Below are 14766 nucleotides of genomic sequence, written 5' to 3'. Positions count from 1 at the left end.
TGTATTACGGCTCAGGACACTCAACAAGCTTGGGAGACTCTTATGAAATCAACACCGTGGCGACTAGCACCACTTGCCATCGCCTTAACCGGATTAATGGCCTGCTCACCAGCCAACGACACGACCGCGCCAAAAACAGAGACAACTGCCACTACGACTCAACAATCGGGGGCAATGAGCGAATCGGAACGTGTACAGAACTTTTTTTCCCGTACATTTCAGGAAGATTTAAACCGTTCTCCAATGTTCCAGAGTTATCTGGGGATAAAAGATGACTACGGTGAGTGGGACCAGTTCACCGAAGAGGAACAGGACAAGGCTATCGCAACAGCGAAGAACCGTCTGGAAGAGCTGAATATGTTCGACACGGAAAAGCTCTCCGAACCGGAAAAGCTGAGTGTCAGACTTTACCGGCTGGGTCTTGAACGAGACATTCGAAACGATAAATTCCGTCATCACTCGTACATTGTGCATCAGTTCCGTGCAGCCCACACTATGGTGCCAAGCTTTCTGATCAATATTCACCGGGTATCTGACGTGTCAGACGCGAAAGCCTATATCAGCCGCCTGGACAAGGTTGATGAGATGTTTGATCAGGTTATCGAACAAATGAGGCTGCGCGAGGAATTAGGCGTATTTCCACCAGCATGGTCGTACGATCAAATGATTCAGGCGTCTGAAAATGTCATCTCTGGTGCGCCATTTGAACCAGACGCAGAGCCTTCCAGCATCTGGGAAGACTTTACCAGTAAGGTTAACGCGCTGGATATTTCTGATGTTGAAAAACAAAATCTGATTGGCGAGGCGAAAGCGGCGCTCATCACATCGGTAAAACCCGCGTACGAAGATTTCGTCGCTGCGCTGGAGCATCAGCGAACACTGACTCCCGAAGGTGATGGCGTATGGCGCTTACCCGATGGCGAGGCCTGGTATCAAAATCGTCTTAATTACTTCACCACGACAGACATGACGGCCGATGAGGTTCATAACATTGGTCTTGAAAACGTCGAGCGTATCCACAACCAGATGCGTGAAATCATGGAAAAAGTAGGCTTTGAAGGCTCGCTGCAGGAGTTTTTTGTCTTCATGCGTGAAGACGATCAGTTCTACTATCCGAATACCGATGAAGGTCGTCAGCAGTACCTTGACGAAGCCAAACGTGTGATTGATGACATGCGTGGCGCAATTCCTGAATATTTTGGGATCCTGCCTGAAGCCCCCATCGTTGTAAAACGGGTGGAAGCGTTCCGCGAACAGTCTGCCGGCAAAGCCTTTTATCAGAACCCGGCACAGGACGGCAGCCGCCCTGGTGTGTACTACGCAAACCTCTACGATATGAAAGCAATGCCAACGTACCAGTTAGAGGCGCTGGCGTATCACGAAGGGATTCCCGGCCACCACATGCAGCGCGCTATCGCTCAGGAGCTCACCGGAATTCCACAGTTCCAGAAGTTTCAGAGCTTCACGGCATATACTGAAGGCTGGGGTTTATATTCAGAAGAACTGGCGAAAGACATGGGATTTTATGAAGATCCCTACTCCGACTTCGGGCGCCTGGCAATGGAGCTTTGGCGGGCGTGCCGACTGGTAGTCGATACCGGGATCCACGCGAAGCGATGGAGCCGTGAAGAGGCCATTGCCTACCTGATTGAAAACACGCCCAACCCGGAATATGACGCAGTCAAAGCTATCGAGCGATACATTGCCATGCCAGGTCAGGCTACAGCCTACATGATCGGCAAACTGAAAATCATGGAATTGCGTGATAAAGCCATGCAGGAGTTGGGTGATGATTTCACTTATGCCGGTTTCCACGATGAGGTCTTAAAAGACGGCACGGTTCCGTTGTCGATTCTGGAAGAAAAAATTAACACCTGGATTGCATCAGTCAAAGCCAGTAAGCAGGGATAAGCGGTATTTCTGTAAAAGCCCGGCCAGAGAGCCGGGCTTTTTTTATCCCTGAGACGCTGTATATGGAAGTGAGGTTGCCGTTACCCCATAGTCTGATTATCTTTTCTTAAATCACAGCTCCTCACCTCATGACAACGCCAACAGAAAGGAAACGGGTATGCGTAAAACTGCATTGGTGCGGTAACAAAATACGCGCAGCATAGTCGCATGTTTGACAACCTCTCATTCTCACAAGTCCTAAACTGACATTATCAAAAACTGACTGTATCGCGCTGTGATCACACACAGATGAGATTAGTGGTCTGTTGGGATATAGTGCTCAGGTCTAACTACATTCTTGAAGCAACATTTTTATGTTCCGGCGAAATAAAATATCCGAAGACAGGGTCTTATCGGGTATGAAAGAAAAACAACAACGCTACGAAGCCCTGGTGCACGCGTTTCATGCCGATATTTACCGGTATGCGTACTGGCTCGTGAAAGATAAAAGTATCGCTGAGGATATCGTTCAGGAAACGTTTTTACGGGCATGGCGCTCTCTTGATGCGTTAAAAGAGCAGCAGGCCGCAAAATCCTGGCTAATCACTATCGTTCGTCGTGAAAATGCCAGGCGTTTTGAGCGCAAGCAACTGGAAACGGTAGATATCGATGATGTCAGTGTTATTGATGACACTGCACACTCAGACAGTGCAACAGAGCAACGGGATCTTCATCGTCTCCTTGGTGGACTAAGCGAAGAATACCGTGAACCACTAATCCTTCAGTTGTTATTTGGTTTTAGCGGCGAAGAAATAGCAGAGCAGCTCAACTTAAACAAAAACACCGTCATGACCCGGCTTTTCAGAGCAAGAAACCAGCTTCGGGACGCCATACAGAGACAAGAGAATCAACGAGGTCGTCATAATGGATGAGTTAGAATTCAGGCGTCGTGTCTACGCCAATCCAGACACGACGGATCGCGATGTCGTCGAGGCTGCAAAATCAGACCCGGCAAAGCAGGCATTCTGGCAGGAGCTTAAAGCGCAGGACAGTGCTCTGCTCGACGTGATGAGAGTGCCAGTGCCAGAAGACATGGCCCATAAACTGATCTGGCAGCAATCCGCCAACGAATTCGTGCGTCACAGAAAACGTAGTCGATGGTATATCGCCATGGCGGCATCTGTGGCATTTGCTGTGGGAATTAGCTTCACCCTGTTTAACCGCGCCGAGGTAAGTCTGGGCAATGAAGCATTAGTGCATATGCAGTACGCGTCTGCCGAGCAATCCCATTCGGGACTGCCTGTGGATCTGACCCAGGTGAATGCCAAGCTCGCTGGCTTTGGGGCTTCACTGACTGACATGCTCGGCAACGTCAAAGTGGCAAATTATTGTCATCTCAGCAACGTGCGCAGTCTGCATTTAATTATCGAAACCGATCAGGGGCTGATGTCAGTGTTCGTTGTGCCGCAACGAGATGATGTTCTGTTACCGGAAGCCTTTTCCAACGACACGTATCATGGCGAAGCAGTCAAAATGCAACGGGCGAATATCTTGGTAGTAGGCGACAAAGACGCTGACTTACACCCCGTGATGCAGGAAGTGAAACGCAAAATTCAGTTTTCAGCTTGAGCCTGTCAGCCCTCTTTCACAGAGGGCTTTTTTATGGCGCAGTCACTCTTCAACTCAATGTTGTTAGTAAAAGATAGTATTGGCTGGAACCGTCTCCTGCTTCTGTTATTCCCAAGAGCCTGTTGACCTCTGGTATACCCGATAGTTGCCAAACGACACGCTTTGCAGGAAGTGATGTCATTGCTCCTGCAATGATTAACGTCTGACTTGAAACGACTATGCCCTAGAGACTTAGGTCTCTTCCTGATAGCATGAAAGAAAAAAGGAAAATGTATGGCTACAGGCACGATAATTTCACTTGGATTGTATTTCGTTGTAATGCTGGGAATAGGGGTTTTCGCCTATCGCCAGACAAATACCGACGTCGAAGGGTATATGCTTGGTGGCAGACAATTGGGCCCCGCGGTGACAGCATTATCAGCCGGCGCGTCCGATATGAGTGGCTGGATGCTAATGGGCCTTCCTGGTGCCATGTACATTCAGGGGATCTCAGCCGGATGGATTGCCATTGGTCTGGTCATTGGCGCATTTGCTAACTATATACTGGTTGCTCCCCGCCTTCGTGTGTTTACCGAAGTGGCGAAAAATTCCATCACCCTTCCCGATTATTTTGAAAACCGCTTCGCCGATAATACCCGTATCCTGCGTGTCATCGCGTCGGTGGTCATTGTCATTTTCTTTACGCTATATACCTCATCAGGCGTAGTGGCTGGTGGCAAGCTATTCGAAAGTTCTTTTGGTTTAAGCTACGAAGTGGGTTTGTATGTTACAGCCGGCGTGGTTGTTGCCTACACGCTTATCGGTGGATTCATGGCAGTCAGCATGACCGATTTTGTGCAGGGCTGTATCATGTTTATTTCGCTGGTGATGGTCCCCATCGTGGTCGTAATGGAACTTGGCGGGCTGGGAGCTTCTGTCGACTCTCTGAAGAGTATTGATCCGGCGCTATTTGACCCCTTCATGAACGCCCAGACTGGCACCGCCATTTCTGTTATTGGCATCATTTCGCTTGCCTCCTGGGGACTGGGTTACTTCGGACAGCCACACATCATCGTACGCTTTATGGCTATTCGCTCAGTAAACGATGTTCCTGCCGCACGCAACATTGGTATGAGTTGGATGATTGTTTCGATTATTGGTGCGCTGATGACGGGCCTGTTTGGACTTGCGTACGTCACAGGAAACAACAACACCATCGATCCTGAGACCGTGTTCATATACCTGTCTCAAATCCTTTTCCACCCGCTGATTGGTGGCTTCCTGCTGGCAGCCATTCTGGCTGCGATTATGAGTACCATCTCCTCGCAGTTGCTGGTTACCTCCAGCTCACTTACGGAAGACTTCTATAAGGCTTTCCTGCGTCGTGATGCCTCAGACACGGAACTGGTTATTGCCGGACGTATATCGGTTGTTGTGGTCGCTGCTGTGGCTATTTATCTTGCTTACGACAGAGACAGCACCATTCTCACGCTGGTAAGTAATGCCTGGGCAGGATTTGGCGCGGCATTTGGTCCGTTAGTACTATTTAGTCTGTTTAAACGTGATATGACGCGCCGCGCCGCGCTGGGCGGTATGATTGTCGGTGCGGTTACCGTGCTAATCTGGATCTACTTACCTGTTGAAATTCAGGGCCAACGCCTGTCAGCGTGGATGTATGAAATCGTTCCCGGATTTATCCTCTCGACTCTGACTATCATTATTCTGAGTAAGTCAGGCAAGCCCAGAGACGGCGTTGTCGATATGTTCGATGTGTTTAATAAGAAGATGAAAGAAGAGCTCTGAGCTCTGGTTATCTAAGAAAAAAAACGCCGCGTTCTGTACGCGGCGTTTTTGATTCTGCGATGATAAATTTTCAAAGGCATAAAGAGGGTATTTTAAATAGCAAAATCGCATAGCACTTTTTCATTTAAATATGTTACCGTTCTATGCATATAATCGTTTCGTATATAACCTCAACCATCGGACTCGAAAAATGACTGCAAGTATCCCGTCTATTACGCACTTGAAACAACTCGAAGCCGAGAGCATCCACATTTTCAGAGAAGTTGCCGCGGAGTTTGATAACCCGGTAATGCTGTACTCTGTTGGCAAGGACTCTTCGGTTCTTCTGCACCTGGCGCGCAAAGCATTTGCACCGGGTAAAATTCCTTTTCCCCTATTGCACGTCGACACCACCTGGAAATTCCGGGAGATGATAGAGTTTCGTGATCGTCAGGCTGAAAAGCATGGCTTCGACCTGCTGGTTCATATCAATCAGGAAGGCGTGGAACAAGGCGTAGGACCGTTCTCGCACGGTAGTGCGAAACATACCGATATCATGAAAACCGCCTCACTGAAGCAAGCATTGAACAAGTACAAGTTTGATGCCGCGTTTGGTGGTGCCCGCCGGGACGAAGAGAAATCCCGCGCGAAAGAACGGGTATATTCTTTCCGTGACAGCAACCACCGCTGGGATCCGAAAAATCAGCGTCCGGAGCTTTGGAATATCTATAACTCGCAAATTAACAAGGGCGAAAGTATTCGTGTATTCCCAATGTCTAACTGGACAGAGCTGGATATCTGGCAATACATCTACCTGGAAAACATCGAAATCCCATCACTGTATTTAGCGAAACCACGTCCTGTGGTTGAGCGCGATGGTGTACTGATTATGGTCGATGACGACCGCATGCCGCTGGAAGAAGGCGAGACGCCAGAAATGCGCTCCGTTCGCTTCCGTACGCTTGGCTGTTATCCACTGACAGGCGCAGTAGAGTCAGAAGCAGATACCCTGCCCGACGTAATTCAGGAAATGTTGCTTACCAAAACCTCTGAACGCCAGGGACGTGTTATTGACCATGATAGCGCTGGCTCCATGGAGAAAAAGAAAATGGAAGGGTATTTCTAATGGCCACAAATATTGTCTGGCATAAACATGAGGTGAATAAATCCACCCGTGCCGACAGTCTGGGACAGGCACCGCGGGTGTTGTGGCTGACAGGATTATCCGGCTCCGGAAAATCGACGCTGGCCAACTTGCTGGAAAAAAAGTTGCACGGTGAAAATAAACATACTTACCTGCTTGATGGCGACAATGTGCGTCACGGCTTATGTGGTGACCTTGGTTTCAGTGACACTGACCGCGTGGAAAACATCCGTCGCATCAGTGAAGTCGCCAAGCTGTTTGTTGATTCCGGCATTATCGTGCTCACTGCGTTTATTTCACCGTTTCGTGCTGATCGTGACTTTTGTCGCAACTTATTAGCTGAAGGCGAGTTTATCGAAGTGTTTGTCGACACGCCGCTGGAAGTGTGCGAGCAGCGCGATCCCAAGGGACTGTATAAAAAAGCCCGTAATGGCGAAATTAAAGACTTTACCGGCATTGATTCTGCTTACGAAGCGCCCGCGTCACCGGAGATTCATCTGGAATATAAAGATGAGCCTGCCGAAGACACCGCAGAGCGTTTGTATAACCTCTTAGCTGAAAAAGGACTTGTATAATGGCACTTTCCGATCCACTCGCGCAGCAGGTACTTCGTATTACCAAGCTGGCCGGCGACAAGATTATGGCAATCTACGAGAAAGATTTCGCCATTTATGAAAAGCAGGACACCAGCCCGTTAACAGAAGCGGATCTCGCTGCGCATCACGTGATTGTCGATGAACTGAAAGCGATTTCTGAACTGCCCATTTTGTCTGAGGAATCTGCAGATATTGCATGGGAAGAAAGACAGAGCTGGCAGCAATACTGGTTAGTTGATCCGCTGGATGGCACTAAAGAATTCATCAAGAAAAACGGTGAGTTTACGGTAAATATCGCACTGATAGACGGTGGCAAACCTGTTATGGGTGTGGTGTATGCGCCAGCGCTGAACAAAGCCTACATCGGTATTGAAGGCAAAGGCGCCTGGACCGAGCAAGATGGTGAGTTTACTGCGATCTCAGCGCGGGTTCACACTGAAGGCGACACCTGGAAAATCGTAGGAAGTCGCTCTCACCAAAGCCCTGAAATTAAAAACCTGATGGCGCAACTTGATGGTGAAACAGAGCTGGTAGCGATGGGCAGCTCACTGAAGCTGTGTCTGGTTGCCGAAGGTGAAGCGCATTTATATCCGCGTTTGGGCCCCACGTCTGAGTGGGATACAGGCGCAGCGCACGCCGTTGCTACCGCCGCTGGTGCCAAAGTCACTGTGCTGGATCCTGAGAATCCACTGGATCCTGAAGCCGAGGCTCTGACTTACAATCAGAAAGAGTCTGTTTTGAACCCCTTCTTCCTTGTGAGTGCATAAGCATGAATAACGAAAGCGAATTATTAAGAGAAGACGTCCTGTCTTACCTGGAACAACACGAAAAGAAAGATCTACTGCGTTTTTTAACTTGCGGTAGCGTTGATGACGGCAAAAGTACCCTGATTGGTCGCTTGTTGCATGATTCAAAAATGATTTATGAAGACCAGCTTGCTGCCATTACCAAAGACAGCAAGAAAATGGGAACCACAGGTGAAAAAGTTGACCTGGCACTGTTGGTAGATGGCCTGCAATCAGAGCGTGAGCAGGGTATTACCATTGATGTGGCATACCGTTACTTCTCAACGGACAAGCGTAAATTCATCATCGCTGACACTCCGGGACACGAGCAGTATACCCGTAACATGGTAACCGGTGCCTCTACCTGTGACCTGGCGATTATTCTGGTCGATGCCCGCGGCGGCGTGAAAGTGCAGACTAAACGTCACTCTTTCCTGGTTTCTCTGTTAGGCATTCAGCACGTTATCGTTGCAGTTAACAAAATGGACCTGATGGACTATAGCGAAGACGTGTACAACGAAATTCGTGAAGACTATCTCAAGTTTGCCGAGCAGCTGAATATACCAGACATCCGCTTTGTGCCAATTTCGGCCCTGGAAGGCGACAACGTGGTGAATCAAAGCCCGAGTACGCCGTGGTTCGATGGCACGCCGCTGATGCAGTTGCTGGAAAACATCGAAATTGGTGAAGATGCAAATCACGATGATTTCCGCTTCCCGGTTCAGTATGTAAACCGCCCTAACCTTGATTTCCGTGGCTTTGCCGGTACGGTTGTATCAGGTCAGGTTGCCCCGGGCGATGAAGTCACTGCGTTACCGTCAGGTAAGACGTCAAAAGTGAAATCTATCGTTACTTTTGAAGGCGAACAGGATCGTGCCTACGTGCCTCAGGCAGTCACGCTGACGCTGGAAGATGAGATTGATATCTCCCGTGGCGACATGATTGTAAAATCAAACAATCAGCCTCTGCTATCGACGCAGTTCAAGTCACACCTGGTGTGGATGAGCGAAGAGCCGATGATGCCGAACAAACAGTACACGTTTAAGTTCGCGACCAAAACCACCACCGGTTCGGTTGCACACATCGACTGTCAGATTGACGTCAATACACTGGAGAAGAAAGATGCGCTGCACCTGAATCTCAATGAAATTGGTGTGGTTGATCTGAAATTCCAGCAGGCGGTAGCGTGTGACCCTTACAGCAAGAATCGCCCGACAGGTGCTTTCATTGTGATTGATCGGCTGACCAACGGTACGGTAGGCTCAGGCATGATCATTGATGCACTGACTGGCGATGACCAACATGATTCAACGCAGTTCTCTGAATTTGAAGTTGAGTTTAACGCGCTGGTCCGTAAGCACTTCCCGCACTGGAACGCGCTGGATATCACTAAGCTGTAACCACAGGACAGGACATTATGGCGTTACACCAGTTGATGGTGCTGGGGATTTTCTTCGGCACCATTGCTGCGCTGATTTTTACAAAACGGCGCCCGGCTTCAATATTTGCGTTAGCTGTACTGAGTTTATTAGTCACCCAGCAAATCACTTTTGACGATGTCCTGCAAAACCTGACTAATAAGGGACTGATTACACTGGTGCTGCTGCTGATTGTCAGCAGCGCCATTGATAAAACCGCCCTTATTAAACGCCTGGGCAGGAAGCTTGTCACTGCAAGCTATTCTGCCTCTTACTGGCGTTTATTCGGATTAACCTTCTTTTCTTCGGCGTTGTTGAATAACACCGCCATTGTCGCGAGCCTTATTGGCCCGATAAAACAAAATCAGTACTTCCCGGCTTCCAGGTTACTGATCCCCCTCTCCTATGCTGCCATCCTTGGCGGCACAGTGACATTGATTGGTACCTCGACGAACCTGATTGTCGACAGCTTTTTACAGGAACATGGCCATCCTGGGTTCAATTTCTGGGACTTCACACTTTACGGCATGATAGCGGGACTGACCTGCGGTGCCATTATGTTTGTCCTCTCACCGCTGCTGCCTACCATTGCCCATAAAGGCAGTGACTATCGTGCTTATATTGTGGAAGCCGAAGTCGAAGGTGGTTCAGAACTGATTGGCAAAACCATTGAAGAAAATCACCTGAGAAATCTGCCAGAATTGTTTCTGGTTGAAGTCATTCGTGACGGACAGTTAATTACTCCGGTTTCGCCAGAACTGGTGATATTAAAGGGCGACAAGCTTATTTTTTCCGGCAATGTGCAGAAGCTGGATAATCTGAGTCACATTAAAGGCTTAACCACGTTTGCTGAAGCGGACGGGATCCTCAGAGAGAACCTGACGGAAGTGATCGTAGCCAACCGCGCACAGATTATCGGTCAGACCATTAAAGCGTTGGGCTTTCGTGCACTGTTCGATGCGGCGGTAGTGGCAATCCGGCGCGATGGTGAACAGCTTTCCGGTAAGCTCGGCGACATTAAACTGCAGGCCGGTGATTTCCTTTTACTGGCAGCGGGGCCAGACTTCACAACCAGAAAAAACCTTTCCAAAAACTTTTTTATTCTGTCCGAGCAGAAAATTTCCCGTCCCCTCAGCCTGAAGCAGGAATGGGTAACATTAGGCGGGTTTCTTACTACCGTCGCGCTGGCCGCGATGGATTTGGTTTCGCTGGCGATTGGGCTGCTGTTTTTTGCCGCTGTCCTGCTTGGCGCGAAAGTCGCGACCAATGGCGAAATCAAACGTAATCTGCCGCTGAATCTGATTGTCGTTATCGTCGGTGCACTCAGCCTGGCAACGGCGCTGGAAAATGCCGGTGTTATCGCCATGACAACATCACAATTGATGCCTTATCTGGCAGATACGAATTGGTTTATGGCGCTTGTGGTCGTGTATTTAGCCACGTTGCTGCTAACCGAGTTCGTCACTAACAATGCCGCCGCTGCACTGATGTTTCCGTTCGCGTACGGTCTGGTGGGAATTATCGGCGCACCACTGATGCCATTCGCCCTTGCGGTTGCCTTTGCCGCCAGTGCCAGCTTTATCTCGCCTTATGGATATCAGACTAACCTGCTGGTGTTCAATGCTGCTAACTACCGCTTTAGCGACTTTATCAAAGTGGGAGTGCCGATATCTGTGATCTACAGCAGCATTGTACTCGTGCTTTTAAATTACACCTACTTACAGTAAGTTCGTGCTTACCGCTTAATAAAGTACGTTACGTCATTGCCCACAGGCTGCAAGAACAGCCTGTCGACACATTTAGTAACGAACTAGCAGCCTAAACCGCAATCCGGGCGCTTCACCTGCACGACAGTGCAGGTATACTTTGCAAACGTATCTGAATTAAGATATTGGCCTTGTGCTATACGCGCTATCAATGCACTTTCATTTCAAGACGCAAAAATATAACAAGTATTAATCATAAGGAGCATAGGATGCACAACGTCACTAACCCGCTTCAGGCCTGCAATGACATATTCTTTCGTCCCAATGGCGTATTTAACGCCATTAACGAAAAAAGCAACTGGTCGTGGCTGCCGTTTCTGATTGTCGTGATTATGGCAATTCTTCCCAATTACCTTTACATCAGCGTCATCGACATCAGTTGGTATCAGGACCTGGTCATTAATGCTCAGTACGGCCAGTTAAGCCCGGCTGAAATGGAAGCCCAGAAGCAAAACATGACGCGCACCAGCATGACTGCCTTTACTGTCATTGGCACTTTCGTTGGCCTTATTGTGATAAATGCCATTGTCGCCGCGTATCTGAATATCGCTACCCGTGGCGATGAAGATAATGCCAACGGTTATACTGACTGGTACGGCTTTACCTGGTGGGCAGGCATGCCGATTGTTATCAGCGCGCTCATTGCCGTTGTGCTGCTGGTACTGTCTGACGGTGGACAGCTTAACCCGTCTATCGTACTCCCGTTATCACTGGCTTATTGGATGGGCACAGAAATGACATCCGACTGGTTTGCTTTTTTACAGTCGATTCGTCTGGATTCTTTTTGGGGTATTTACCTCACTACCGTTGGCATAAGCCAGTGGACGAACTTTTCCACCAAGAAATCGGCAGTCATCGCCGTGGCGCCCTGGGCCATTATCTGGACAATCTGGGCCGTCGTTATTCTGCTGTAATCACAGCGGCAGTTGAATCGTCCGCGGCACCCCGTCTCGCTGCGGGCGAAAATAGTCTGTGTTCTGAAAAAACGCCAGCGTTTGTTCGTGCCACCATCCTGGCACGCCCAGTAACGGTAATGGGCGTAAAATATGCTGTGGCTGGAAGTTATCCAGGGCGTTGATACGGGCAACCATCGCCGCATCCAGAACCTGCCACTTTTCTACCACCGGTAACTTCGAAAAACCATCAGGAACGCAAACCGCCAGCCACTTTCCGGTTAAGCCAATAAAAGGCGACAACATCATTTCCAGGTTGGCATGGCCAAACATAAATGGCTGTATGGTTTCACTCCACATTGCTCTCTGATGCCACAACACTTCCTGCCATGCATGAGATGCCAGCGCGCCGAGTAAGGCGTTCCCCACTTCTCTTTGACTGTCTTCAACGGCAAGCACCACACCACACTCGTCAAAATGTGTCAGTCGGTTACGTCGTGCAGTGCGCGGATGCAATCCTGCGCGTTGAATATCATCAATATGAAGCTGATTTAATCGCTTCTTGGTATGGGGGAACTGCATCCAGATACAGGCGTTAAACAAGTCGTGCCAGCTATTTTCCCGCGTCGGGATCACAGCATCCTGATGGATAATTTCCTCATAATAGCGTGTATCATCGACTGAAAATGTGGACTGGCCGCGAAACTCAGGCCCCTCCCAGCGAAGATACAGCGCGTCCGCCGCCTGGTTCAGCCTTGCAGCGTCGGGAAATACACTGGCGCTCAGCAAACCGGTTTGTTCAAGACATTGCTTAACCACAGGCAAGGTATTGACTCCATTTGTAATGGATCCCCATAAGGGCGCGCTCATTAAAACTCCCTGACCTTCAACGTTTGCGGTAATGACGGCGGATCCTACGTATTCTTTGCAAAAATGCCAATAAAAGTTGGATTTACGGCGTAGTCACAATGTCGGTCATGGGCTTTTCACGGCGTCATTAATCTATGACAACAAACCTCCCGCGAGCCTTAACACGATGAACGTGACAGATAACAAGGCCATGCTATTGGTTCGGCTGGGGTAATTCTCTATACTGGTTAGTAATTTCAGAGCAAACAGAGACTAACAATGAAAAAAATTCTTTTGCCTTTAGCAACATCTGCCGTCTTCGCACTTGCCGGATGTTCTCCTGCTGAGGATAAACAAAGCCAGACACCGGTTGCCCCGGAAAAGAGTAACTTCGACGAGGTGTACGCCAGTATTTCTGCTGATGATATCCGCCCACCTTTAAAAACACTGGCATCCGATGAGTTTGAAGGGCGTTTGCCAACCACTGTCGGCGAAAAGAAAACGCTGGATTTTCTGGTAAAAGAATTTAAAGCAGCAGGCATGCAGCCGGGTAACGGTGACAGCTTCCTTCAGGAAGTTGCACTGATGGAAATAACCGCTGATCCGGCTATGACTATGACCATTGGCGACAATGTATTTAAATACAAAGACGACATGGTTGCGTCTTCAAAGCGTGAGCAGGATGCAGTCAGCCTGACAGATTCAGAACTGGTATTTGTCGGCTATGGCGTGAATGCACCTGAATACGAATGGAATGATTACGAAGGCCTCGATGTTGAAGGGAAAACCGTTGTGATCCTGGTTAATGATCCTGGCTTCGAAAACCCGGAAAGCGGTAAGTTTCAGGGCACAACCATGACCTACTACGGACGCTGGAGCTACAAGTATGAAGAAGCCAGCCGTCAGGGTGCAGCCGGCGCATTGATTGTGCATGAGACCGCACCGGCAAGTTACGGCTGGTCAGTGGTAGCGAACAGCTGGAGCGGCCCGCAATATGGTCTGGTGAGCGACGATGGTGGTGCAAGCCGTGTAGCGGTTGAGGGCTGGCTGACGCTGGAAGCTGCGCAAAAGGTTTTTGCTGATGCAGGCATGGACTTTTATGCAGAGAAGCAAAAAGCGATGCAAGGTCCCTACTCTCAGGCTATGGATATTGCAGCCTCTGTCACCGTAAACAATAAGTTTGAAAAATCAAAAAGCTATAACGTAATTGCTACGCTTCCGGGTAGCGAGCGCCCTGATGAGCACATTATTTACACCTCACACTGGGATCACCTTGGCAAAGATGATACCAAAGAAGGCGATCAGATATACAACGGTGCTCATGATAATGCCACGGGCACCGCTGCCTCAGTGGTAATGGCACGCGCTTTCGGAAAGCTCAGTCCGGCTCCGAAACGCTCAGTGAGTTTTCTGATCGTTACCGCAGAAGAGCAAGGTCTGCTTGGCTCGAAGTATTATGCTGATAACCCGGTTATTCCTTTGGACAAAACGGTTGCCAACATCAATATGGACGCGATGAATATCCTTGGCAAAACCAAGGATGTGGCGGTTGTCGGTATGGGCAAGAGTGAACTGGAAGACAACCTCAACGTTGCCGCTCAGCGTCAGGGGCGCACACTGACTCAGGAAGACCGTCCTGAAGCCGGGTACTACTATCGCTCTGATCATTTCAGCTTTGCGAAAAAAGGCGTACCGGCGCTGTATGCTGAAGGCGGCAGCGAGCCTGCTGATGCAGAAACGGCTGCATACCGTAAACGCATGAACGTTATCGTGACCGGTTGTTACCATCAGGTGTGTGATCAGTACCGTGACACCTGGGATTTAAGCGGTATCGCTCAGGACACGCAAATGCTATTTGATGTGGGTTATCAGGTGGCTAACGCCGACGAATGGCCGGCCTGGAAAGCCTCAAGCGAATTCCAGCGCCAGTAAACGCGCTATCTGAAAGCCAGCCTTCGTGCCTGTCTCTTGATCACAAGTCAGCCTCCAGAGACCTGGCAATGTCGTAACCCTCAAGGATGGTTTGCAACTTAAA

Annotated in this window: 12 protein-coding genes; 11 read left to right on the top strand and 1 reads right to left on the bottom strand. The window is 49.2% G+C overall.

Features of this window, described 5'->3' with window-relative positions; genetic code table 11:
* Positions 1–42 precede the first annotated feature (42 nt).
* The 10 genes from JKP77_RS20460 (at position 43) to JKP77_RS20415 (ending at position 11903) form a co-directional block, all read left to right on the top strand.
* Entirely contained in the window at positions 43–1911 is a 1869-nt protein-coding gene (locus tag JKP77_RS20460) for a DUF885 domain-containing protein (protein WP_218313030.1), read from the top strand.
* A gap of 353 nt (positions 1912–2264) precedes the next feature.
* Positions 2265–2822, top strand: a complete 558-nt coding sequence (locus tag JKP77_RS20455) for a sigma-70 family RNA polymerase sigma factor (protein WP_218313029.1) — start codon at positions 2265–2267, stop codon at positions 2820–2822.
* Positions 2815–3519, top strand: a complete 705-nt coding sequence (locus JKP77_RS20450) for a DUF3379 family protein (RefSeq protein WP_218313028.1) — start codon at positions 2815–2817, stop codon at positions 3517–3519. Before JKP77_RS20455 ends, JKP77_RS20450 begins: the two co-directional genes overlap by 8 nt.
* A 273-nt stretch (positions 3520–3792) precedes the next feature.
* Complete coding sequence (gene putP / locus JKP77_RS20445; protein WP_218313027.1) at positions 3793–5301, top strand: sodium/proline symporter PutP; 1509 nt, start codon at positions 3793–3795, stop codon at positions 5299–5301.
* A 190-nt stretch (positions 5302–5491) separates the two neighbouring features.
* The gene (gene cysD / locus JKP77_RS20440; RefSeq protein WP_218313026.1) at positions 5492–6406 is read left to right on the top strand and encodes a sulfate adenylyltransferase subunit CysD; all 915 of its coding nucleotides are present in this window, start codon (positions 5492–5494) and stop codon (positions 6404–6406) included.
* Complete coding sequence (gene cysC / locus JKP77_RS20435; protein ID WP_218313025.1) at positions 6406–6999, top strand: adenylyl-sulfate kinase; 594 nt, start codon at positions 6406–6408, stop codon at positions 6997–6999. The genes cysD and cysC overlap by 1 nt, the downstream gene beginning before the upstream one ends.
* Complete coding sequence (gene cysQ, locus JKP77_RS20430) at positions 6999–7787, top strand: 3'(2'),5'-bisphosphate nucleotidase CysQ (RefSeq protein ID WP_218313024.1); 789 nt, start codon at positions 6999–7001, stop codon at positions 7785–7787. Before cysC ends, cysQ begins: the two co-directional genes overlap by 1 nt.
* 2 nt (positions 7788–7789) lie before the next feature.
* Entirely contained in the window at positions 7790–9205 is a 1416-nt protein-coding gene (cysN, locus tag JKP77_RS20425; protein ID WP_218313023.1) for a sulfate adenylyltransferase subunit CysN, read from the top strand.
* A 17-nt stretch (positions 9206–9222) separates the two neighbouring features.
* Complete coding sequence (locus tag JKP77_RS20420; RefSeq protein ID WP_218313022.1) at positions 9223–10950, top strand: SLC13 family permease; 1728 nt, start codon at positions 9223–9225, stop codon at positions 10948–10950.
* A gap of 248 nt (positions 10951–11198) precedes the next feature.
* Complete coding sequence (locus JKP77_RS20415) at positions 11199–11903, top strand: Yip1 family protein (protein WP_218313021.1); 705 nt, start codon at positions 11199–11201, stop codon at positions 11901–11903.
* Here JKP77_RS20415 and JKP77_RS20410 read toward each other — a convergent pair whose 3' ends face one another.
* On the bottom strand, positions 11904–12752 hold the full coding sequence (locus JKP77_RS20410; RefSeq protein WP_218313020.1) for a DUF3025 domain-containing protein: 849 nt from the start codon (positions 12750–12752) through the stop codon (positions 11904–11906).
* 258 nt (positions 12753–13010) lie between these two features.
* Between JKP77_RS20410 and JKP77_RS20405 the strand changes: the two genes are divergently transcribed.
* Positions 13011–14663, top strand: coding sequence for a M28 family metallopeptidase (locus JKP77_RS20405; RefSeq protein ID WP_218313019.1), 1653 nt, complete (start codon positions 13011–13013; stop codon positions 14661–14663).
* The last annotated feature ends 103 nt before the right edge of the window (positions 14664–14766 follow it).

It is taken from the genome of Alteromonas antoniana, from assembly GCF_019249295.1.
Lineage (GTDB): Bacteria > Pseudomonadota > Gammaproteobacteria > Enterobacterales > Alteromonadaceae > Alteromonas > Alteromonas antoniana.
Note: the sequence above shows the minus strand (reverse complement) of the source record. Positions and strands in the feature narration are given on the sequence as shown.

Excerpts from the sequence above, each read along its gene's own strand:
- JKP77_RS20460 (WP_218313030.1), top strand. The coding sequence starts at position 43 with ATGAAATCAACACCGTGGCGACTAGCACCACTTGCCATCGCCTTAACC.
- JKP77_RS20455 (WP_218313029.1), top strand. The coding sequence starts at position 2,265 with ATGTTCCGGCGAAATAAAATATCCGAAGACAGGGTCTTATCGGGTATG.
- JKP77_RS20450 (WP_218313028.1), top strand. The coding sequence starts at position 2,815 with ATGGATGAGTTAGAATTCAGGCGTCGTGTCTACGCCAATCCAGACACG.
- putP (WP_218313027.1), top strand. The coding sequence starts at position 3,793 with ATGGCTACAGGCACGATAATTTCACTTGGATTGTATTTCGTTGTAATG.
- cysD (WP_218313026.1), top strand. The coding sequence starts at position 5,492 with ATGACTGCAAGTATCCCGTCTATTACGCACTTGAAACAACTCGAAGCC.
- cysC (WP_218313025.1), top strand. The coding sequence starts at position 6,406 with ATGGCCACAAATATTGTCTGGCATAAACATGAGGTGAATAAATCCACC.
- cysQ (WP_218313024.1), top strand. The coding sequence starts at position 6,999 with ATGGCACTTTCCGATCCACTCGCGCAGCAGGTACTTCGTATTACCAAG.
- cysN (WP_218313023.1), top strand. The coding sequence starts at position 7,790 with ATGAATAACGAAAGCGAATTATTAAGAGAAGACGTCCTGTCTTACCTG.
- JKP77_RS20420 (WP_218313022.1), top strand. The coding sequence starts at position 9,223 with ATGGCGTTACACCAGTTGATGGTGCTGGGGATTTTCTTCGGCACCATT.
- JKP77_RS20415 (WP_218313021.1), top strand. The coding sequence starts at position 11,199 with ATGCACAACGTCACTAACCCGCTTCAGGCCTGCAATGACATATTCTTT.
- JKP77_RS20410 (WP_218313020.1), bottom strand. The coding sequence starts at position 12,752 with ATGAGCGCGCCCTTATGGGGATCCATTACAAATGGAGTCAATACCTTG.
- JKP77_RS20405 (WP_218313019.1), top strand. The coding sequence starts at position 13,011 with ATGAAAAAAATTCTTTTGCCTTTAGCAACATCTGCCGTCTTCGCACTT.